This is a genomic window from Coleofasciculus sp. G3-WIS-01, from assembly GCF_040223135.1.
Lineage (GTDB): Bacteria > Cyanobacteriota > Cyanobacteriia > Cyanobacteriales > Coleofasciculaceae > Coleofasciculus.
Genome location: NZ_JAVJZI010000241.1, coordinates 64900 through 86214, shown reverse-complemented (window position 1 = coordinate 86214; position 21315 = coordinate 64900). Strand labels below are relative to the sequence as shown.

Sequence of the window (21315 nt, the reverse complement as noted above, 5' to 3'; positions counted from 1 at the left end):
ATTAATCAAGAACTGGATAATGACTGGTTCTTTCCCGTTCCTGTTTCCAGCTATACTCTTGCTGTCCGGTTATTTGCTGAATCAGCCATTGAGCCGCACCGTAACCAATGTCCATCGCATCTAACGTGCCAATATAGTTAAAGGAACCTTGACGACCGATGGTACGAAAATTAGCGAAGTGATCCAGTTGATTCAGGATCGCGTCTAAGACAGGCTCAAACCCTGATTTATAGACAGGATAGGACGAAGGTAGACGGATGACCCGCTGATCGAGTACAGAAAATCCTTTATACCCCATATCTTTTAACCCCTGCAGGGCGAGGGCAATTAAGTCGCTGTCACAACGTTGACTCATGGCTCTGGTTTTTGAACCCATCACCTCACAACAAATAATACTACCCCCAGGCGTCATCTGCGGATCAAAGGATTCCTGTTCGCTGAGTCGATGAAACGCGATGTTTGAGTCAGGAACAAAGACCCAAGACTCATCCAACAAGCTCGGTTGGTCTATCTTTAAAAATACCAGGATCAGGTCGTTGAGCTGAATAATCTCCTGCATCCGAGCCGTTGTCGTTGGCTCAAGCGCATCACCCATGAGTTCGGTTAGTTTGAGTAGGGGGAGTGTAGACACCACCCAGTCATCTGGGTTCACCTGAATTTGTTGGACTGAGCCGGTGACGCGATCGCGATAACGAATCCTTCGGATGGTATTATTTTCCACAGTAAGGTGACACACTTCCTGATTCAGCCGATACTCACCTTGGTGGCTGGTTTGAGTCGCGATCGCTTGCCACAGTTTTTGCAGTCCGCCTTTGGGATAACGAAATTCTAAGGCTTCAAAATTACTCGATTGGCTCATTTTTAGCGATCGCTTCACCAATTCTGTCAGGGATGGGGTTTGCACTCGTCCCTGAGACAGTTTGACATCGAGTTGGGCTGGATCATCCCATAGTTTTAGCGCAATGGGCTTGAACAAGGCATCATAGAGCTTTTTCCCTACCCGCCCCTGCAAATCGGCTTCAAAGGTTAGGGGACTTTTTGAGGTAACTACAGAACTAATCTGAGCCAGTCCATAGTCCCAAACCATTACCGAAAACGAGGCTAACCCATAAACATGAATTAGTGAAAAAGGTGAGGGGGGATAGGGCAGAAAGTGACCGCCCATAAAAATACTACTTTTCTTGGGGCGAGTCAACCAATCTTCAGGAGACAAAAGGCGTTCGACTCGCGTCATTAAGTCTTGATTGAGTGTAAAAATTTTATGGGGACCTAAGTCATGAAAGCCGTTTCCTGACCAATGAATGGTTTGGGCGAGTCCTCCCAAACTCGACCCCCGTTCAAGCAGAACAAAAGAGGCGTTGCTATCTTGGGTTAAACCGTGAGCTAGGGCTAGCCCAGCCGGTCCACCGCCGAGGATATAAAGTGTCATGGTTTAACTCGCGCCAGAGCCGTGGTTTGACTGGCATAATAAGGGATCGGAATCTGTTGAATCAACCGGGGGGTGAGTTGTTTCAATACCTGACTCAAGGGAATTTTATAGAGGATTGCCATATCTTCCAAATAGCCAAATTGTAATGTTTGCCAGTACGGTTGAAAATGGAACATCTGAAAACCCGTGCGTTGGCAAATCGTGCTAAGAGTCTGGCGGGTAAAGTGATGCAGATGGACGGAAATAATCCACCAAAATCGATGACCTGCTAATTTTGCCTGCCAAGTGCCGATATCGGGATAATTAATCAGCAGAATTCCTCCTGGCTTGAGTAATGTTTGAATTTGCTCAAGTGCAGCTTTTGGATGGGTCAGATGTTCGATCACATCCCAAAGGCATACTAGGTCAAATGATGCCGATTCAAAGGGATGATTGTCCAGAGTTCCCTGTTCTATCTTCAGTCCGCGTTTTCTCCCTTGTTCGACTAAAAACTGTGAGGGTTCTAATCCCACAGCATTGTAACCAAACCGTTGAGCGGCTTCCAAGAACGCTCCCCCAGCCGTACCAATATCCAGCACCGTTGCGCCTTTTGCCGGAATCCGAGAACCCAGGGATAATAAGGTTCGATAAAAGCTTTCGACGCGCATCGGATACTGACTATCATGTCCCGATTCCTCAGATAGCAAATACCCTTGTAAAATAACCGGATCAGGAAAACGGGGAGTTTCATAAATCATGCCACAGTTTTCACATTCAACCAGCCGTTGAGTACCCGGAACACCTGAGGCGGCGCCGTAAAGTTTCTGGGGATCTTGAATATCTATCCAGGGTTCATACTTAACCTTGTTTTGATTGGAGTCACAGACAGGACAGAGAACTTCTATTTTCATGACTTAGGATTTGCTATTATTAAGTCAATTTGGCTAACGTCTTTGGCGATAACATCTCTATTTCTGAGAAGGTGGCGGGGTAAATTGCCACGAAATAGGCATTTCTGGGTCTGGGGTTCCCGCAAATCCCATATTAATCGGATAAACATTGACCTGATAACGTTCTGAGCAAGGAAGCAGCGTGAATGACTGATCTGGACTAACAGTTGTTGCCATTCTTTTTCCCGTTGAGGGACAACTTGCGGCAACTATATAACGTTGGTTATGGATTTTTATGACTTGTTTCTGATGGTTATAGCTGTTAACATTTAAGGAACAGATAAGACTCTGGCAATTCTCCTCTAACTCTATTTTTTTTATGTGCATTTTTTCAAACTCCCAAAACCCTGTATAGTGAACGATTATTTGTCCATATACTACAGATATTAGTATAGGTAGAATACACACACAGACTAAATATTGAGGAAAAAAGCGACGACTTGAAGGTAAAAGAGTTGGGAAAAAGTGCCATGGTCCTGCTACTAATGCCAGACACCAGGTTACTAACATCATGTTGCGAACCACCCCATATTTTAAATGCGGACTGCCAAACAGCGGACTCCCCAGATAGGCAACTGTTAAGATTAATCCAGTAATTAAAGGAATTACAAAACTTGCTTTTTTTAGTAGAGTTTTAATATTTTTTTTATATCCAGAAAAGATTAATAGAGTAAAAGTGGCTGGTATGGCATAGATTAAAAATGGTATTTGTAATAAAAAAGGCATTTTAAAAACATCAAAGTTAAACCCAAAAATTAAGGGATTTATTTCGTAGTTTTGATTGAAGCTAAAAAAGTTTGGATCGATAAATAATTGAACAAATTTAACTGGAAAAACATCCGGGTAAGTTTTATACATTTCTTTTAAAACAGGATGATTATCTCTCAATCCAAAATAGAGTAGGGTTATCGCTTTTTGATGAGTAATAATTTGGCTGGTTAAAAAAGTTACTAAAAAGGATAAACCTAAGACAATATTATATTTGATTAGCTTAAAATAATTAACCCTAGACTTTATTTTTTGTAGTGTTGCTATAGGAGACATCAGCGCTAACAATAATAACCAAGTTCCTATACCTAATAGTAAAGCAATTCCTTCAAATGAACGAATTTGCACTAGGAGTCCTAGGGAAAAACCCAAAAGACTCAACCCAAATAATATTCTTCTATAATGTCGTTTTTTATAACTGTCTTCAATATAAAAAATTAATAGCATACAAGATATGCCCATCAGCGTAGCTGGGAAATGAGACCAAGGAATATCTGAAAACGATACAAAATTACTTGAAAATATTACGGTTAAGGTATAAATAAAAGAGATTAAGTTTGCCGTTTTAATTTTTGCATTTATAGATAAAGTTTCATTGGTTTCTTTTGCTTGATTTAAGGCATAATACATTAAAAAATTAGCTGAAAAAAAAAGACTAAAGTCGTTAAGATAAATGAGAAGCGATTAAGTAAGACTAGAGACTTTTTTGGATCTGTCGAAAAAAGCTTCGTTACAAGAAAGCCTAAAGTTATATAGCCAGATCCCACAAGACCATTTTCTACTGAACCCGACGCTTTTCCTGCCAAAATGTCTTGAAGTGCCTTTAAAAAAACACTTTGATCCCACCAACTCAGTTGCACAATCTCTCCTTGACCCGAATCAGGTAGGATTAGGACAATTAGCAAAAGTAATACGGCAAAAACTAACGTAGTATTGATTTTCATTGCTTTAACCCGATTTCATCTAATTTTATAGATTATTTGACCACAATCTGCAAATTATAGGGATTGTCAGAATTTTCTGGAAACATAAGAGCTTTTAGAATTTATAACGTAGTCCAATAACTCACAATTAGTATGTTTGAGGAGGAACAACATCCATGGGAATTGTTGGATGATTGGTGTTTTTATCATTAAACCAAGCTACATCCTCTTGAACCATAGTTAGAATAAGTTGATATTTTCCAGGAGTTGGAGGTGTACGGACAATTGCATTTACGGCAAAGAAATCTTCGGGTGAAACATCCCAAGGTAAACTTGTGCGATCGCCATCTCCATCAAACTCAGCTAACTTGCCATTAGCATCTATCCAACGATAAGAGAAATTCGTTTTATTCTTACCTTCTTGAGTCCATATAAAATTACTTTTGTTTTCAACTAAAGCTACTATTTTTATAGATGAGCTTGTGTAAACAGGATTTGAGGGAATATCAAGAACAGTTATACCCTGAGCAAATAATTTTTGGAGTGGAAATTGAATGGTAGCAGAGGTGAACTTGTTTGAAAAACTGGTAATTTCTTGTACAGCATAGTTGGAAATCAGACTATCAGTTTTTTCCCCTAAATTAGGAGAGATCATACAAAGTCTTCCTTGAATATTTTTACTAGCTATATCAAGCCAATGTAAAATCATTGCTGTATCCATCGATTCAGTAGTCGTGCCATAGTTCGGTGGCTCATTCCCAGAGTAGCCATTAACAACTGGTACATTAGCTTCAATACCAGCCCACATTGCTGTTAGCTGCTCTGCCCAAAAAGGTCTTGCCGGATTCAGCGATACATAGGCAAAATCGCAGTTAGTCTGCATTAAGTCACGAAGTTCTGCAACTTCTTCTATCCAGGGAGCTTTTTCATAGTTAGGTAGGTTTAAAACAATTTGCTCTGACACGCTGATAAGGCAAATGACACTTACTATCAGCAAACGTAAATATTTACTATTTACTAATGTTTTTAAAAGAGAATCTGCATTTAATAAAACTGCAATAAATAAATAAAAATAGGCAATAGTCCATATTCTACTCACGGCTCTAATAACAGAAGCTCCAGGTACAACTTCATAAATAATTCGCCATAAAGATAATCCAAAAGGTAAACGTAATGATAAACAGAATATTATAATAAAAACAATCAGACAGATTTTAATAATTTTATATCTTTGAATAGTTAATAAAGACTTTAACCGGAGGATTGTGTATATAGATAGTCCAGTCAAAAGAATCAATGTCAAGCCTGCGAATAAATGATGTTCATGTTGCATGGGTAAATCACGGGAAACCCAACCTAGCAAGGATGACCACAGACTACCTGGTGGAACGGAAAACCAGGAAGAAATTCGTGGAATCATTGTATCTACACCTGAATAAGATCTTCCTCCTAAAACTAACTTGGCTTTCAAATAAGGGAATAAGGTAAAAACTGTCAATACTAACCAGCTTAAAGTAATGCCAATAATTTGTTTATGACTCTTTTTCCAGTAAGTTATAAAACGATGTCTGGCTTCGGATTCTAGTTTATAAGCTATGCCCAAAAATATGGGTAAGCTAAACATTAAAAACCATCCTAAATAAATCCCCGACAGAATTTGTAAATAAGTGAGTAAGAGTAGTAAAAAAAGCCGTTTTGAGGTCGGCTTTTTCATAAAACTTAATGCGGTTAGGAAAACCAAAGGCGTAAAAAACTGGGGAAGTAACTGCTGATGCACAATCTTGACAATTCGAGGCATACTGAAGGCAAATAATTATTAAGTCTTAGTTGCTTTGTTGTAATATTGCCCCCTTGATAAACCTGAACTTTAAAATCTACACCTACTCCATATTTTATATGACTAGATATAGACCTTAAAAAAGTAGCTGACACACCACAACCAACATCTAGTAAAATAGAATTCTGAGGAATATGGGGTTTGACTCTCCTTAATCTCATCCATCGCAGCAGTGGTTCTAATAAAGGTTCTTTTATTTTTTTCATTGCTTCAATCCGATTTTTTTATTGTAAATAAGTAATTGATTCACCGCTATAGTGAAAATCAAAAAAATGCAAATGACAAGACCAACTAATTTATGGTTTTCTAAATAGCTAATTCCAACTATAAGGCTATATGCCATTTGGTTCGGTATAGTTTATTAATTTTCGTTATAGCAGTCATCTTTAGGAATTATACTTAAATAATCACAATCTATCTTAGACCAAACATAATGGCTTTGAACAAAGCGTTGCCCTTGTAATCCCAACTGATAGCTGACGGAGTTTTGGATCATGCCTATAGCCACGAGAAATTCGTCCTTATTTGTATACCAAAGTCCCCCTTGCGCCCGCCTACACTGTCCGACTAAAACATCGCATCGCCCATTCACTAAAACGGGTTTACCTACTGCCCAAGCTTCTAACAAAACCAGAGAAAGACTTTCATAAGGCGAGGGCATAACTACAATATCACAAGCCGCGATCGCATCCCACTTGGTTTGCTCATCCACAAACCCCAACGCGAGGATATCGGGATGCTGGGGAATGGGCATAGCTGGCTTTCCTAGTAAGACTAACTTTCTGGGTTTTGTTTCCTGCGATCGCAACTCCATGAAATAACCAAACAACTCCTCGCATCCCTTAGACGGATCGATTCTGCCAATATACAACAAAAATGGCTCGTCAATCTTATAGTTGTGCCGAAACGCTGCTGCACTATAAACATCCGGGGGTTCCACCGCCACTCCCACAATTGGTCCTTCACACTTAGCATTAAAAAAGCGTGCTTGTATCAAATCCCGTTCTTCTGGCGTATTAAAAATAAACCCACGGGGTTTTTCAAATAACCTGTCCCACATACTCAGATATAGCGTCCACTCATTATGAGCTAAAGGCGCTAAATACGCTTTTTGAGCCACCCAGGGTAAGATAAAATAAGTCGTCGCATATAAATACGTGAAAAAGATAAAAGCATCATACTCAGCTTGATACGCTTTAACATAGTTGATCAGGTCAGGGGACCATGGTCCTTGAGCTTGCATCCAAGCTTCCTGCTCCTTTAGCGAGACTGTTTTGAGCCGAGAATAAATGTTATCAGATAACCTATTGAAACTAGCGATATCTCTAGGTTTTGCTACCGGAAAACGCCGAACTTTTACACCCAATACGTCTGAAACTCCTGGCGAATAGTAATTCTGCCAAGTCATATAGTCCAAAGCACAAGTTGTTAGGATTTCTAAATCCCAATACTGAGACATCCGTTGGGCAATCTGAAGACAGAGGGATTCCGCACCCCCATTAACCTCCAATCCGCAACGTTGAACAACAAAGGCAACTTTAGGCATTATTCTAGCTGGTCTTCAGGATAACTTCGATATAAGAAAGCAGGCTTTTTATTCCCGGCTTTTTGCTGATTTATTGCTCGCACAAAAATATATTGTCCTAAATCCAGTTCTCGATGTTTCAAAAAAGGTTGTAATTGAGCGACTGAACAGTAATGACTGGCAAAATTTTCATGAACATCAGCCGTAAACATTGAGTCTATTGTAAACCCCATATAATTGAGTAACAAATACAACTCGTGCTTATTATATTCGCGATTGTGTCTGCCATAATAACCATAACCCGAATAGGGATCATAAATATTAGCGCCAGCAATCATTTTACTAACATTTTCCAAGCGGCTGACATTGGGAGTTGTCAAGATTAGCACCCCATTGGGTTTTAATACTCGTTTTATTTCCTGGATAACGGCGACAGGGTCTATGAGTAAGTGTTCGATGATTTCACAGAATAAAACAGCGTCAAATTCGCCATCTTTAAAGGGAAATTTATCACATTCTATATTAAAGTGAAATGATTTCAATTCTGTTGAACATTCTTTGCCCCTGGGAAAATCTTTGTAGTTTACTTTTTGAACAATGTAATCTGTGATATGAGAACCAAAATAGTTGGCTAAGACTAATTCGAGTTGAGTAAATCTTTTGAGCAGCAGAGTGGTGAAATAGGGGTTAGCGCCTAATTCTAAGCACTTACCCGATACATCCCGGACTAACCCGTAGGTATAGACAAATCGTCGAAAATCTTGCTCGCAGTAATTCGCCATTTCTTGAGGAGGAGCATCAGAGACTAAAACAGACTTTAAATAATCCCGTAGTTCTGCTTCGCTCACTCCTTCAGGCAGAGGTAATTCGGGGTTCAAAGGAAATAATTTATTTGGCGTGCCATTCAATTTGATTTTAATTTTTTCTTTGATTTTTTTCCCATATTGAATAATTTTATTCATTTCTTTATTTTAAAAATTTTCTAGTTTTGTACATAGATTGAGGATATTTTGATTAACTATAGCCTGTAGGAAACTATCTCGTCTTTTCTGTTGAGCTTTGAGTACAGTCTTTCGCAATCTCCAATCTTTGACCAGTAACTTGGCTAAAGCAGCAACCTGAACCAGATCATCCTTGGTGGTAAACAGAATGCCGGCTTCGCCCAATGTTTCCGGGACAGCACTACTTTTATATGCCAAAACCGGAATATCAAACCATAGTGCTTCCACTAATGGCACACCAAACCCTTCATGTTCACTCATCGACCAAAATAGGTGTGCCGTTCGGTAAAAGGCAAGCAATTGAGTTTCACTAACTAATCCTGAAACTACAACATAATCGTTTAAACCGAGTGCTTTAATTCTATCCAAGAGGTGACAGTAATAGGGATCATTAACATCTCCCCATCCAGCCAAAATTAGCCTCGCCTCTTGATCCATCGTCAGGTAATGGTAGAATGATTCTACCAGATGAGTCTGGCATTTATTGGGGGTAATACGACCCACAAAAAGCAAATTGGATTTGCCATCCTGCAATTGCTCCATCAACGTAGCATCCGCAGACATATCCCATTTGCTTGGGTTTACGGCGATGGGTAAAACTCCGGGTTGATGAAACCCAACTGCTGCGAGTTCCGCCGCATTATAGGCAGAATCACCTACGGATAAGGGAAAGGATTGAGCCAATTGCTTTAGTTCAGCACGTCCTTTTTCCAGCAGTTGTGCAAATTCGGGTCTATAGGGGCGAAAAAACTCCGCTGGCGTGATATTATGATAGATTAAGCACTTAGAACCCGGATGCGCGATCGCATAGTCGGTGAGTTCTGAGCCAATTGAATGGTGGTAGATGATCCCAGCTTGCGGGCTAATGTCATTTGGCTTAAATAATTTGGCTTCATGGGCAACTCGCTCATCAATATAGCGGACAAAAATATCGGATTGATAACCACAGCGACGTAGATAATCTCGAATGGCTAGTGCCTGATTTGAGATGGCATCCCCATAAGCTAAATTGGGAAGGAGTTGATGGATTTCCTTTAGCTTTCCCCCTCTTGTCGGCTGTAGATGCTGTTTGACGGGTGTATGGGTTTCGCTGCAGGTAACCGAGCTTTTGTCATGGTTCGCCCAACCCTTCACAACCTGCCAGGATAAGCTCCATGTAGGGAAACATCTGGTGAGATGCTTCACTCCGCTATCGCTGGGTTCAGAATCACAGACTCTAACCGGGCGAGATAATCCTAGGGCAACTTGATACCGTTCAATCACTTTATCCCATACGGCATATTCTTGGGCATAAGCTTGACCCCTAGTCCCATAGCTTAACAATTCCTCCTCTGCCATCTGATCAACTTTGGCAAATAATTCTGCCCATTCTACCTCACTCCCCGCTAACCAACCCCCTTGACTGACTTCCACCGCCATCGCTGTGGCTAAACAGTCTCGATTCGCCGCCACAGGTTTCCCGTAAAACCAGGCTTCCATGATCACACGGGAGAAGCTTTCGTTACGGCTGGGTTGAAATAATCCGATACAGTGGGTGAGTAATGCGGCTTTTTCCGGTTCACCTACTAAACCTAAATCAATCACACCCTGTTCTGAGTGATCATAGGATTGATTACCTGAACCAGCCAGGACTAATTTTAGGAGCGAATTCGGATAATTCTCTTTGAATCTGAGATAAGACTTGACTAAAAGATTAGTGTTTTTTGTGGGATCACGACGCCCTAAGTAAAGAATAAAGCGTTCTGGGTATTCTTTATCTCCCCTATTGGTTAAAGGCTCATCCTGACTAACTTCTATCCCTGCCCCAACGACTACACTTTTGGGAATAATCCCGGAACCGTATAACCGTCTCGCCAGTTGAGCTTCGCCGTCGCTATTGAATAATAAACCCTTTACCTGATGAAAAATAGTCGCAATTTCTGGCAGATAAGCATAAACCTCATCATGTAAACAGGGCTGCAAAAAAGCTTTGCTGGACACAATAGGCAGTCCGTTTAAAATTATTCCATAAAGATAAGGAATAAATAGAAACCCTTGATAGCGTTGGGATTTTTGGGACAAATAATTCAGCAACTTGGGGGAATTAATATTTTCCGAGCAGAAAATAGCTGATTCCCCCGATTTAACCGGATTAACCCCTGGTTTAAGTTGGCAAGGGGGTAAACTTAGCATAACCCGATTAACCTGATCAAACGATGCGCGATCGCGACGAGTCACCGGAAACCGCCGAATGAGTAACCCAGACTCCCGGCTAATTCCTGCTTTGAGATGGTTCACCGCCCAGTCATCATGAAAGGAACGACAGCAGGTGGTTAGCACTTCAATTTTATGACCCCGACGCGCCAAACGGGTAGCAATTTGCCGAGCTTGTTGCTCGGCTCCTCCCGTGAGATTCTTACCAAACCAAGGTGTTACGATAGCCAGGGGTTTCATGGTTTGTAGCCAAGGACTGCGTAATCTTGTTCACCGTAGAAATACTGATTAAAACGTTCTGCCACTGGAGAACCCGTCAGTTTCAAAGATTCGTCACCAGGATGGAGGTTAATAATGTCCACTTTCTCCAATCCGCAGTATTTTAGCATAAATTTTACCAAGGCACTCGGCAAGGGTTTGAGATGACTGGGATCAATGTAAAAATTCTGCGTTCCCACTAATACATTTTGAGGATTTGGGGTTTCAAAGAGGACTAACCCTCCTGGCTTTAATACTCTTACACTTTCCTCAATCACATTCATTAATACAGGAAAAGGTAAATGCTCAATCAAGTGAAATCCTGTCACCGCACCCAGGCTAGCATCAGGTTGAGACTTAAGATAAGTCAATGCATCCCCTTCGATAACATCAAGCTCTCTAGTTTTACACTGCTCCAGCATAACCCGATTACTATCTAACCCGCGTGCCACATATCCCGCATCTCGCAGCAACTCCAACCATTCCCCCCGCCCACATCCTATATCCAAAATCGGCGCGTCTTGGCTGCCAATTTTAGCGTCAGCCATTCGGGGTAAGTAAACCTTTAATCGAGCCAGAATTTCCTCTCGACTCCCACGAAACTGGTCTTCAAATGCGACATAAAACGCATCGAATAACTCTTTCTCTTCATTGACAAAAGTTTGCCATTTTTCTGGATTAAAAGGTTCATGCACCCGACTCCGTGCCTCATCTAAAAATGAGGTCATTAGTTGTTTCTGTCGATTCAAATCACTTTTTACATAACTACAGTTTTGGATAGTAGACTTGAGTTTAGCTTGAAAATCAGTCACTTGCTCACTCAACTGTTGATTCAGGGCTAGAGAATCTCTCAAGGCTTGAATCAACGATAAATTTACGGCACGTTGCTCCTTAAACAGAAAGGCATACAGTTTTAATATAAACCTCTGTAATCGTCGGCTGAGGGTAAAGGGAAAACGATTAAATTTTTCCGGAAATTCTGTGCGAACTTGAGACTTAGATTCAGCGTTATTCAGTAATGCTTTTATTTGGTGAATAAGTAGAGGATTGATACATTTTTCCGGCGGATCATTTGTGCCAAGATAGTTTTCTTTTCCCAACGGTTGATTCTGGCGTCTTGCCACCTCCTCCCGTACTTTTTCCATTAATTCATCAACATCAATTTCTGGGTTGTTGGCTTCAATCATACTCACTAATCAGGGAATAAACTTGAGTGATGTTTGGGTTAAGGATTTCAGCTTAGGGGGTCAGACAAAAAACGGCATCAGCTTTGATCTGGACATCGGCTTGCAAATCGACGATGCCTTCACAATGATTGCCATTGATTACTTCAAACACGACTAAATCATCAATCCAGTCATAACTTAACCCTTCTTGAGAATGAACTCCTATGGTTACTGTATAAATCCCCTTATGTAAGTTACAAGGAAGTTGAAATCCTACATTCAATTCTTGTCCCCTGTCAAGCTGGGGCAATTGACAGTTCAATAATTGAGTATTCGTGCCATAGATAACCAACCCCATTAAGTTTCTAATGGAAATACCAATCACCAGATCAGACAGCTTGGCATTAACGGCTAACTTCACCTGAATCTTAAACAGAGAACCCGTTTCTATTGTCTCTACTTGGCGGTTATAGATATTGATAATCTTAACCTCATTGATTACGGCGATTTGATTCCCATGTCTATGTTCGTGTAATCCAGGTAAGGTGCGGTTTAATGAAGTTTCAGGTTGGCAATCATTGAACTCCAGCCTTTCTCTAGGCGAAAGAATCTCTTGATAATTGCGGGGGTTGTCTGAACTCAATAGCGCCGTATAATGATTAATAACTTCTTTGGGCTGACCCACATCAATGATTGAACCATAATTCATCAGAGCAGCACGAGTACAAAGCATTTTAACGCTGGCTGAATCGTGGGAAACAAAAAGAATGGTTACGCCTTGCTCTTTAAGCTGGCGAATTCGTTTCATACAACGCGCTTGGAACCGGGCATCACCAACAGCTAAGGCTTCGTCTACGATTAATATCGTGGGATCGATATTCGCTACCACAGCAAAGGCGAGGCGAACCACCATGCCACTAGAATAGGTTTTGACCGGTTGATCTAGAAAATCACCGATATCAGCAAAAGCCGCAATGCTATCAAACTTTGCTGCTATTTCTTCCCGACTTAAGCCGAGAATTTGACCATTAAAAAAGACATTTTGCCGTCCGGTAAACTCTGGGTTGAACCCACTCCCTAACTCCAATAAGGCGGAAACTCGACCATTAACCCACACCTCACCTGTCGTTGGTGTCAGCGTTCCGGCTATGATCTGTAGCAGGGTACTTTTCCCTGAACCATTTTGCCCCACAATGCCCAGAGTCTCCCCTGGGGCGACTTCCAGGTTAATATCACGCAATGCCCAAAACTCTTGGGCGCGGCTCTTTCCTGGCAGTACTATTTCTTTGAGTCTATCGAGGGGACGGTTATAGCGCCTATAGCACTTGGAGACATTTGTCAATGAAATCGCTATCTCACTCATCACACCATTAGGGTTTTAGCAACCTCTAGAGGACATCAGCTCACGCTAATCGCGTCGCTGTTCAATTCACACACCACACTAAAACACTACCAAATAAATCACAGTTGCTACACGCGACTGCTTCACCGATTGACCTTTCTGGGTAATATCAGGTTCCGACAAGGCGAGATGAGTTGCCCAAGTGAACAAAACATCCGGTTTCAGAGGTTCTCTTAGGGTAGGATAAACTAAACTAGCCCTGTCTCAACGAATACACGGTATATCAAGTGAGTCAGCCGAGATTACGATGGCAGCCGCTTAGCATGGGATTGATATTAGGAATCGTTGTTGTATTCCATTTGCTTGTCCCCATCAATCCCGACCATACTCTCCCCGCGATACCCGAACTGGTGGGAATAGCGCTATTGAGCGGTATTCTTTCTGGTAGCTTGAGTTTTGGCAAGACACTCCAGCGACGCGATTGGTCATTTCGACGGGGTGAGGGTATTGTTTTGAGTCTGGTGTGGCTAAGTGTCGTAGGTGTGATGGGAGTACGGGCGGTTTGGTCTGTGTTTCACACGCCCAATCAAGCTTGGATACCCTGTCGAATTGTTCCGGGTATAGCGACTAAACTGGAGTGCCTATTGCAGGCGAGTATCACTCAGCACTATGGGTTGCGGACGTTTTTTATGCTGTTGACGGCGGCGATGATGGGAACCCTAGCGTTTCTGATTGCCCGGATTGTGCGTCGGGGTTGGCAGTTACTCTTCGGGGCTGTAGTTTTTGGTCCTGTGCTGGTTACAGGGGTTGGGTTTTTGTGTATCGGGTGGGGAATTGAACAGGTGTTGCCCAAAAGTTTACTGCATAATGCTTATGGGTTTGAACGGCTGACTCAAATTTTTGGCAATCCCGGTTGGGTGTGGCCCTACTTTGCACCCGGGCTTGCCATTGCTTTATGGGCAACGATTGCAGCATCGACTTGGGCAAGTCGGCTGATTGGGGCTGGAATCTCTACTGTATTAGTTCTGGGTGTTCTGGCTACTCAGCAACGGGGGGGACTGTTGCTATGTATGGTTTATGTGACCATCTGCCTCTGTTATTGTTTAGCTTGTGGTTTGAAACGCAGAAGCCTTCCCATCCTGGTACTTGGGGGAATTGTGTTGGCAGTTCTGGGGAATATTCTTTACTCTCTGATTAACCATCAGGAGCGTTTACAGGAAATAGCTCAATCTATTGGCTATAACTGGAGAGCCAATCCTGTGTCTTTGGATACGGCAAGACTAGACATCTGGAAAGCTGGGTGGGAGATATTCAAAGAAGCACCAATTTGGGGACATGGATACGCGAGTTGGTTCCAAGTGATTTCAGACTATGGGTCAAAACACAACATGACGTATGTGTTGGATACGGCTCACAACTTATTCATGCAAATGCTGGTAGAACTGGGTTTACTACACAGCTTACTGGTTCTGAGTATTTTAAGTTGGATTGCTATAACAGTCTGGCAAAATTATCGTTTGCTCCCTAGAGCCAAATTACTGCTCCTCTTGGCACTGAGTTCTTTTTTTATCCCGTCACTGGTACAAGAAATCGACTACATCCGCCCGGTTTTTTACCTGCACGCTCTTTTCTGGGGAACTTTAGCTGGTTTACCGTTTTGCCCCAATTACTCCCAATCAAACCACTTACAACTTGTTCACCAATCTGAATTAAGCGTTTGTCATGAGCGTTTGAGCGCTGGTGGCACTAAAGTGCCGACTACAAACCCAGATTATGTCGGTACTATTCAACCTAACTTTGATGGGGAGGTAGGGCGTGGATTAGAAAAAAAGGCTCAACATCAGTGGCGTGAAAGACGGGATCAATTCTGGTGGCAAAAAGAAGGGTTGGTGAGTCAAACAGGTTTTATTTTTAGAGGGACTTTTTCCGGGTTAGCAGGGATTTGCCTGTTTTTAATTTTCTTTTGTACGTTTACCTTTAGCTTTGGCGGATTTCCATTTGAAGCCAATTTGACGCAGCCGAGTTCAAATCTGATGCGTTGGTTAGGTTCCTCTGTCAATCTGGCAGCTTTCGCCACGCTAGAGGGAAAAACCTATTCAGTTTTTACCACACATCCCGTCGAGAAACCCATAAGCGTAGATTTTAGGGAATCTGACCATCAATTCCGGATTACGGTGAATGAAAAGGCTGAACTGGGATTGCCCCTGGCAAATGGGAATCGGTATTTGCCCAGGAAACATAAACTATCCTTCTCAACGGCTCAGCCCGATGGCACTCGTTGGATCAGTACCCAAGTCTTTTATCCCCCTGTACAATCTAATCTGGGTATAGGGTGGTCGAGAAATATGTATGATTGGGAAACAAATTCAGGGCGGGCTGGACGGTGGTGTGATAAAAATTGTACATTTCTCGCCAAGAGTTGTGAACGGCGCGATCGCTTAGATTTTACGGTTCAAGCTCCTAGACCTGACTATTCTCAGGCTCAGCCTCTATCTTTCCAGATATCTGTCTACAGTTTGACAGACACGAGTGAGTTTTCAGCCCAAGTTTTACAGAACTTACCTCAGCCCCTGACAACTGTTGAAGCGCAGTTGGAGACGCGGGATGAGGAACAGCATTTTCAGTTCAACGGTACACCACAAACTGTCTGGTATTTGGTACAGATTCAAGCCAAATCGGTGTTCAATCCCAAGTCACAAGGGTTTTCCCAAGATGATCGGGATCTGGGCTTATTTGTTGGTGAAGCCGATTGTTCATAGACCACTGATTAAATAACCAAATAATCTATTTAGATTACTCAGAAATGGTAATTTATGCGACTGAATAATTCAATCTATATATGAATTTTTATTTATTAGGAATGATTAATTTTTGGGCTGGTTCTAGAGTCGCGACAACATCCTTTGCCAGTAACCATAATTGCTCCGTAGGAATATTACTATTTTTTGTATTTGAGAGGGTTTGAACAACATTGAAAAATGCTTCAGTTGATGGCAATGGGCTGGAAACCTGCAAAATTTTAGGATGATCTGTCGGCATCACTTTTTCATTATAATTCACTAAAGATTCATGTAATTTCTCGCCGGGACGCAATCCGGTAATCTTAATCGGGATATCCAGTTCTGGCATGAAACCCGCTAGGTGGATCATTTGTTGTGCCAGGTCTAAGATTTTCACAGGTTGACCCATATCCAAAATTAAGGTTTGACCGGATTGTCCCACAGCAAGGCTCTGAATCACAAGCTGAGAGGCTTCAGGAGTGGTCATGAAATAACGGGTCATATTGGCATCAGTGACGGTGACAGGACCACCTCTGGCAATTTGTGCCTGGAAAATTGGGATCACACTACCGCGACTCCCTAAGACATTACCAAAGCGCACCACAAGAAAGCGGGTTTGACTTTTGGCGGCGCAAGCTTTAACCAGGAGTTCGGCTAAGCGCTTGCTTAAACCCATAAAGTTACAGGGATCAACGGCTTTGTCGGTAGAAATGAGGACAAAGGTATCTACACCCTGTTGTTGAGCTAGTTGTGCCAGATGAGCCGACGCTAGAGCATTATTTTCTAGGGCTTCAGTGGGGTTATGCTGCATTAAGGGGACATGTTTGTGAGCCGCCGCATGGAAGACAATTTCTGGATGCCAGGTTTGGAAGATGGTCTGGATACGACTCTGATGGCGGATATCGGCAATAATGGGTGTCGCTTTCAGATTGGGGAAATCGCGGCGTAGTTCTTGCTCTATGTTGAAAATACTATTTTCCCCGCGTCCGAGTAATAGGAGGTGTTGGGGTTCGAGACGGGCAAGCTGGCGACAGATTTCTGAACCAATTGTACCGCCGGCACCCGTAACCAGAACCGTGCGCTGATAGACTTGCGATCGCGCGGAGGGAAATTGCTGATTAAATTCATCGGCAAAGTCCAGTTTAATCTCCGGGCGTCCCAAGATATCCTGAATTTGGATGGGTCTAGCTTGGGGGGTCAGGGAGCGATCGCACAACAGTTCTGCCTGTCCCGGTAATACTTTCAGCTTCAAGGCGCTACCCTGGGCGAGATCCACCAATTTACGGATTTGGGATGCCTTAGCCGAGGGCATAGAAATTAGCACTTCATCGGCGTTGAGGCGTTGGGCAATGGGTACAAGTTGGGATGTCGCACCGAGAACGGGTATACCCTCCACTTTACGTCCCATCTTCGTCGGATCATCATCCAGAAAGCCAAGAATTTCTAAGTTAAGCTGGCGATTTTGGTTGACTTCTTGGGCAATTTGTGAGCCAGCCCGCCCCGCACCCACTAATAATACCCGTTGGGAATCTCTGGGTGAAGCCGTGCGATCGCGTGGGTGGTAAAGGACAAATCGACGACGGGCGTAGCGCAGGGCGATCATCCCCATTACACAAAAACTCCAGTCAATCACAGCCACACCCAAGGGAATTCCCGAAAAGGAGGTAAAACGGGGAATCAGTAAGCGAGTGATGACTAGAATTAGTAAGGAATAGAGGGTAATGGACTGACAAACGGTGGTGGCATCTTTAAGTCCAAACAGACGCCAGACTTGCCTGTACAGACCAAACGTGGCGTGAAACAGCAAACGCCCTGGAATCGCCAATAGGGGAAGCATCCAAGCCAGGGTTTGGTGAGAAGCGGGAATATCACCGTCAAAACGGAACCAAAAAGCAAGGCTACAAGCTGACCAAGCTACAAATCCATCAAGTCCGAGTTGTCCCAATCGATATGCGGAAGGAAAGAGCCTTTTTTGGGGCATGAACGGCACCTCTAAGGCAATACTTGCTGCAACAAGGTATGATACATTGGCTTTAACGTCCTGGCTAGGATCACTTTTGTTCCCAATCGACCAGAATGTCAGTCGCTCAAAACGTTCGTAGTGGGAACTTTAGTTCCCTAAGCGTAGCTACTTTTTCTGGGAGAACTCATCCTTAAGGCGTCTGGCTTGATCGCGGATAATGGCAGCGAGGATGGCAACCATGAAACTAGCGATCGCAGCCAGTACGGCAATTTGTACTAGAGAGCGCGTCGGTTCGACTTTGGATTCGCTTAAGAGCTGGATGGAAATAATTTGAGAGGTAAACTCAGCTAGATTCTCCTGAGCCGGTTCGAGATACTGTTTGTCAAATTCTAGGGCGGCGATGCGAGCTAGAACTCCTGCTCGTTGTGTCTCTAGCGCCTCCAGCCTGAGAGTGGTTCTAATCCGTTCGGGCTCGATACCCTTGGAGTCACGAACTTGAGCAATTTGTTGTTCAAGCTGTTCGAGAACCTGTTGCTGTTTCTGGATTTCCAACTCGGTGCTGAAGAGACTATTCGCGATCGCTTGACCAAATATGGCTTGAAACTCCTGCAGGAGCAGGGTAGAGACTTGGGAACCCGCTTCAGCTAAGAAACCAGTATCGGGCGATCGCACGGTGATGTCGATTTGCTGGGTTTCAGTGTTATAGTTTGGTTTGACCTCAGTTTCGTCGATTTTGTCGTAGTGATTCTCCAACAGTTTTACCGTTTGGTTACTGGCTTGTTGCAGATCGATGCCAGGGATACCGGAAACGGAGATGGGAACCGGGGTGACTGAGAGGGTGAGTTGTTTCTGGTATTGTTTGGGCATCAAGAGGGAGAGAGCGATCGCGATCGCTGAGAGTCCCAAAGTTCCCCATGCCATAAACCCCCAGTTGCGGCGGAAAAACTGAATAATATCGAGTAAGGAAATTTCATCCTCATCCTCAATCGTTCTCAGTTGTGTATTTTGCCTCAATTCCATATTTCTCCTACACCGAGCGAGCATGATTACCATTAGCATACAGTGTCTAGCTGTAGCGTCATGAGATTGAACTCAATGGCTGATATCAATCAAACCTTTCTAGACTTACAAGGGAAAATCCGTAACCCTGGTGCCATTGTTGATGGGGTAGGATATGGGGTTCTACTGGCTTGACACAGCTAAAATTGTGGAATAGATTTTACCATTGAATCGGGCGCAAAGCGAAAGCGCCCCTGAGGTTTCGGGGCGTAATTCTAATTCATCAAATAAGCTGTGCCACGCCACTACTGGCGTGACACAGATAAAATGGTGGTGTCAACTTGAGGATGCTTCGCTTTTTTTGCACGGAAGGGGGAGCATCAAAGCCCCTTCAAATAAAAAAATATATTCCGCTTCCCTCCCCTTGATAAGGGGAGGGTTAGGGAGGGGTTAGGGGATGATGGTGAAAGGCTTATCAGCATGGCTTTTTAGCTTAAGTTGACACATACAAAGGCTTGGCGTCCCTACGGTTTCCAGGCGTAAGGTTAATCCATCAAATCTAGATTAGGCAAGCCAATGGAAGAACTACTAGAGTTGAAAGGTTTACTCCTCAAAGGTGATATTTCTGGGGCATTGGTCATTGTTGAAGAATTGGAGGAAATGAGCAGAGACGACAAAATCAATAATATTCGTAGCTACGCCAAGATTTTGCTCCTCCATTTAATCAAACAACAAGCTGAAAACCGCACTACCCGCTCTTGGGATGTCTCTATTCGGAATTGTGTCCTAGAGATACAGAGCAAAAATAAACGACGCAAAGCAGGCGGTTATTATCTTAAACCGGAGGAATTGCACCTCGCCCTAGAAGAAGCCTATGAACAAGCCCTCAATGGCGCATCTCTCGAAGTCGCTGAAGGACTTTATGCTCCAGAAACTTTAGGGAACATGATTGACCGCAACAGTATTATTGATAGCGCCATGCTCCTCATTTTACCTAACTCAGACCCATCGAATTAGGTTGTATGCCCTACAGTTAATTTACCATCGAAAATCTTCAACCAGACTTGGGCATTACAATTCAAGAACGGCTTGGACTTTTTGCCACCGTGCCAGAATGGGTTGGGGCGGGTTTAGTTACATCTGGTTCATTGGAAAGGATAGTAGTCAAACCCGCCCCTACACTCCCAACAAGACAGAAAAGTGATTTGGAGTATGAGAACGATGAATCTAGAGGCTGAATACGATCTGGACTTCTATGCTTGGATTCGTAAAAATGTAGAATTACTGCGGCGAGGTCGTTTGTCTGAAATTGATGTTGAGCATATTGCCGAAGAGTTAGAAAGTATGGGCAAGCGTGACCTCCGTCAACTTCGCAGCCGCTTACAGGTGTTAGTTATGCACCTGCTCAAGTGGCAATATCAACCCGACAAACAAAGCAAAAGTTGGCTGGTGACAATTGATCATCAGCGCGATGAAATTGAAGCCCTATTGCTAGATAGTCCGAGTTTAAGAGGCGAGTTGGAGCAGGGATTGCCAAGGGTGTATCCGAAAGCTGTGCGGGATGCCTGTCGAGAAACGGGTCTTCCTGAGACGGCATTTCCCTTATCCTGTCCTTTTGAGATAGAAGAGATTTTGGCTCAAAATTTTATGCCGGATTGTCGTTATTTTTCTTAACTACTGTGATAATAGGGAGAATAAAATGGCAGGAGAAACCCTTTATGAACAGGATTTTTATAACGGTACGCCTTGATTTAGATAATGAACCGCAGCCAGATGCGCTGCTGCGCTTAGATGAAGAGAGTGGGGGGCGATCGCGGATTAGTGAAGATGACTATGTTGAAGGAGCGCCAGAATTGATTGGGGAAATTGCTGCGAGTAGCGCGTCTTACGATCTTCATGATAAGTTGCGGGCTTATCGGCGCAATGGGGTACGGGAGTATCTGGTTTGGTTGGTGCAGGATAGAGCGTTTCGCTGGTATATTTTGGAGCAGGGAGAGTATCAACAGCAGCAACCGCATTCGTTAGGGGTGTTGAGTAGTCCCTTTTTTCCGGGGTTACGGTTGGATGTGCAGGCACTTTTGCGGGGAGATATGTCGCGAGTTCTAAGTGTGCTACAGGAGGGATTGGGTTCCCCAGAGCATCAGACATTCGTGGAGGAATTATCTAGGGCTTAAAGGCGATCCATGGTATTTTTATCATAAA

General features: G+C 43.1%; 15 protein-coding genes and 1 pseudogene. 4 read left to right on the top strand and 12 right to left on the bottom strand.

All coding sequences use genetic code 11. The features are described 5' to 3' along the window. Window position 1: 1 nt before the first annotated feature. The 10 genes from RIM23_RS25000 to RIM23_RS24955 all read right to left on the bottom strand — a co-directional run bounded on the left by RIM23_RS25000 (window position 2) and on the right by RIM23_RS24955 (window position 13392). Window positions 2-1429, bottom strand: a complete 1428-nt coding sequence (locus tag RIM23_RS25000; RefSeq protein ID WP_446370350.1) for a protoporphyrinogen/coproporphyrinogen oxidase — start codon at window positions 1427-1429, stop codon at window positions 2-4. Then, window positions 1426-2319, bottom strand: coding sequence for a class I SAM-dependent methyltransferase (locus RIM23_RS24995; RefSeq protein ID WP_446370349.1), 894 nt, complete (start codon window positions 2317-2319; stop codon window positions 1426-1428). The genes RIM23_RS25000 and RIM23_RS24995 overlap by 4 nt, the downstream gene beginning before the upstream one ends. 57 nt (window positions 2320-2376) lie before the next feature. Beyond that, window positions 2377-3756, bottom strand: coding sequence for a hypothetical protein (locus tag RIM23_RS24990; protein WP_446370347.1), 1380 nt, complete (start codon window positions 3754-3756; stop codon window positions 2377-2379). Further along, window positions 3756-4070: a hypothetical protein gene (locus RIM23_RS24985; RefSeq protein ID WP_446370345.1), complete on the bottom strand. Its 315-nt coding sequence runs from the start codon at window positions 4068-4070 to the stop codon at window positions 3756-3758. The genes RIM23_RS24990 and RIM23_RS24985 overlap by 1 nt, the downstream gene beginning before the upstream one ends. Before the next feature lie 127 nt (window positions 4071-4197). Next, complete coding sequence (locus RIM23_RS24980; protein ID WP_446370343.1) at window positions 4198-5847, bottom strand: hypothetical protein; 1650 nt, start codon at window positions 5845-5847, stop codon at window positions 4198-4200. Between the two features lie 400 nt (window positions 5848-6247). Further along, window positions 6248-7432: a glycosyltransferase family 4 protein gene (locus RIM23_RS24975; RefSeq protein ID WP_446370341.1), complete on the bottom strand. Its 1185-nt coding sequence runs from the start codon at window positions 7430-7432 to the stop codon at window positions 6248-6250. Next, on the bottom strand, window positions 7432-8373 hold the full coding sequence (locus RIM23_RS24970; protein WP_446370339.1) for a class I SAM-dependent methyltransferase: 942 nt from the start codon (window positions 8371-8373) through the stop codon (window positions 7432-7434). Before RIM23_RS24970 ends, RIM23_RS24975 begins: the two co-directional genes overlap by 1 nt. A gap of 9 nt (window positions 8374-8382) precedes the next feature. After that, a complete protein-coding gene (locus RIM23_RS24965; protein WP_446370337.1) occupies window positions 8383-10845 on the bottom strand; it encodes a glycosyltransferase in 2463 nt (820 codons plus the stop codon). Beyond that, window positions 10842-12050, bottom strand: coding sequence for a class I SAM-dependent methyltransferase (locus RIM23_RS24960; RefSeq protein WP_446370335.1), 1209 nt, complete (start codon window positions 12048-12050; stop codon window positions 10842-10844). The genes RIM23_RS24965 and RIM23_RS24960 overlap by 4 nt, the downstream gene beginning before the upstream one ends. Before the next feature lie 52 nt (window positions 12051-12102). Then, window positions 12103-13392 carry an ABC transporter ATP-binding protein gene (locus RIM23_RS24955; protein WP_446370333.1) on the bottom strand — a complete coding sequence of 430 codons (1290 nt, stop codon included), beginning with the start codon at window positions 13390-13392 and terminating at the stop codon, window positions 12103-12105. Between the two features lie 302 nt (window positions 13393-13694). Here RIM23_RS24955 and RIM23_RS24950 point away from each other — a divergent pair, with 302 nt between their 5' ends. Next, complete coding sequence (locus RIM23_RS24950) at window positions 13695-16130, top strand: O-antigen ligase family protein (protein ID WP_446370331.1); 2436 nt, start codon at window positions 13695-13697, stop codon at window positions 16128-16130. Between the two features lie 88 nt (window positions 16131-16218). Here the strand turns inward: RIM23_RS24950 and RIM23_RS24945 are convergent, their stop codons facing one another. Both RIM23_RS24945 and RIM23_RS24940 read right to left on the bottom strand, forming a co-directional pair. Then, the gene (locus RIM23_RS24945) at window positions 16219-18132 is read right to left on the bottom strand and encodes a polysaccharide biosynthesis protein (protein ID WP_446370329.1); all 1914 of its coding nucleotides are present in this window, start codon (window positions 18130-18132) and stop codon (window positions 16219-16221) included. 147 nt (window positions 18133-18279) lie between these two features. After that, window positions 18280-19134, bottom strand: coding sequence for a hypothetical protein (locus RIM23_RS24940; protein ID WP_446370327.1), 855 nt, complete (start codon window positions 19132-19134; stop codon window positions 18280-18282). Window positions 19135-19689: 555 nt separating this feature from the next. On the opposite strand from RIM23_RS24940, the gene RIM23_RS24935 reads away from it, so the two are divergent. From RIM23_RS24935 to RIM23_RS24925, 3 genes and pseudogenes are all read left to right on the top strand, one after another. Continuing rightward, window positions 19690-20130: a DUF29 family protein gene (locus tag RIM23_RS24935; protein WP_446370325.1), complete on the top strand. Its 441-nt coding sequence runs from the start codon at window positions 19690-19692 to the stop codon at window positions 20128-20130. A gap of 204 nt (window positions 20131-20334) precedes the next feature. Then, window positions 20335-20787: a DUF29 domain-containing protein gene (locus tag RIM23_RS24930; RefSeq protein WP_446370323.1), complete on the top strand. Its 453-nt coding sequence runs from the start codon at window positions 20335-20337 to the stop codon at window positions 20785-20787. 62 nt (window positions 20788-20849) lie between these two features. Further along, window positions 20850-21287: pseudogene (locus RIM23_RS24925) on the top strand (Uma2 family endonuclease); the annotation flags it as partial. Window positions 21288-21315 lie beyond the last annotated feature (28 nt).

Bases quoted from the DNA above. Each gene is read 5' to 3' on its own strand.
- RIM23_RS25000 (WP_446370350.1), bottom strand. From the start codon at position 1,429: ATGACACTTTATATCCTCGGCGGTGGACCGGCTGGGCTAGCCCTAGCT.
- RIM23_RS24995 (WP_446370349.1), bottom strand. From the start codon at position 2,319: ATGAAAATAGAAGTTCTCTGTCCTGTCTGTGACTCCAATCAAAACAAG.
- RIM23_RS24990 (WP_446370347.1), bottom strand. From the start codon at position 3,756: ATGTATTATGCCTTAAATCAAGCAAAAGAAACCAATGAAACTTTATCT.
- RIM23_RS24985 (WP_446370345.1), bottom strand. From the start codon at position 4,070: ATGAAAATCAATACTACGTTAGTTTTTGCCGTATTACTTTTGCTAATT.
- RIM23_RS24980 (WP_446370343.1), bottom strand. From the start codon at position 5,847: ATGCCTCGAATTGTCAAGATTGTGCATCAGCAGTTACTTCCCCAGTTT.
- RIM23_RS24975 (WP_446370341.1), bottom strand. From the start codon at position 7,432: ATGCCTAAAGTTGCCTTTGTTGTTCAACGTTGCGGATTGGAGGTTAAT.
- RIM23_RS24970 (WP_446370339.1), bottom strand. From the start codon at position 8,373: ATGAATAAAATTATTCAATATGGGAAAAAAATCAAAGAAAAAATTAAA.
- RIM23_RS24965 (WP_446370337.1), bottom strand. From the start codon at position 10,845: ATGAAACCCCTGGCTATCGTAACACCTTGGTTTGGTAAGAATCTCACG.
- RIM23_RS24960 (WP_446370335.1), bottom strand. From the start codon at position 12,050: ATGATTGAAGCCAACAACCCAGAAATTGATGTTGATGAATTAATGGAA.
- RIM23_RS24955 (WP_446370333.1), bottom strand. From the start codon at position 13,392: ATGAGTGAGATAGCGATTTCATTGACAAATGTCTCCAAGTGCTATAGG.
- RIM23_RS24950 (WP_446370331.1), top strand. From the start codon at position 13,695: ATGGGATTGATATTAGGAATCGTTGTTGTATTCCATTTGCTTGTCCCC.
- RIM23_RS24945 (WP_446370329.1), bottom strand. From the start codon at position 18,132: ATGCCCCAAAAAAGGCTCTTTCCTTCCGCATATCGATTGGGACAACTC.
- RIM23_RS24940 (WP_446370327.1), bottom strand. From the start codon at position 19,134: ATGGAATTGAGGCAAAATACACAACTGAGAACGATTGAGGATGAGGAT.
- RIM23_RS24935 (WP_446370325.1), top strand. From the start codon at position 19,690: ATGGAAGAACTACTAGAGTTGAAAGGTTTACTCCTCAAAGGTGATATT.
- RIM23_RS24930 (WP_446370323.1), top strand. From the start codon at position 20,335: ATGAATCTAGAGGCTGAATACGATCTGGACTTCTATGCTTGGATTCGT.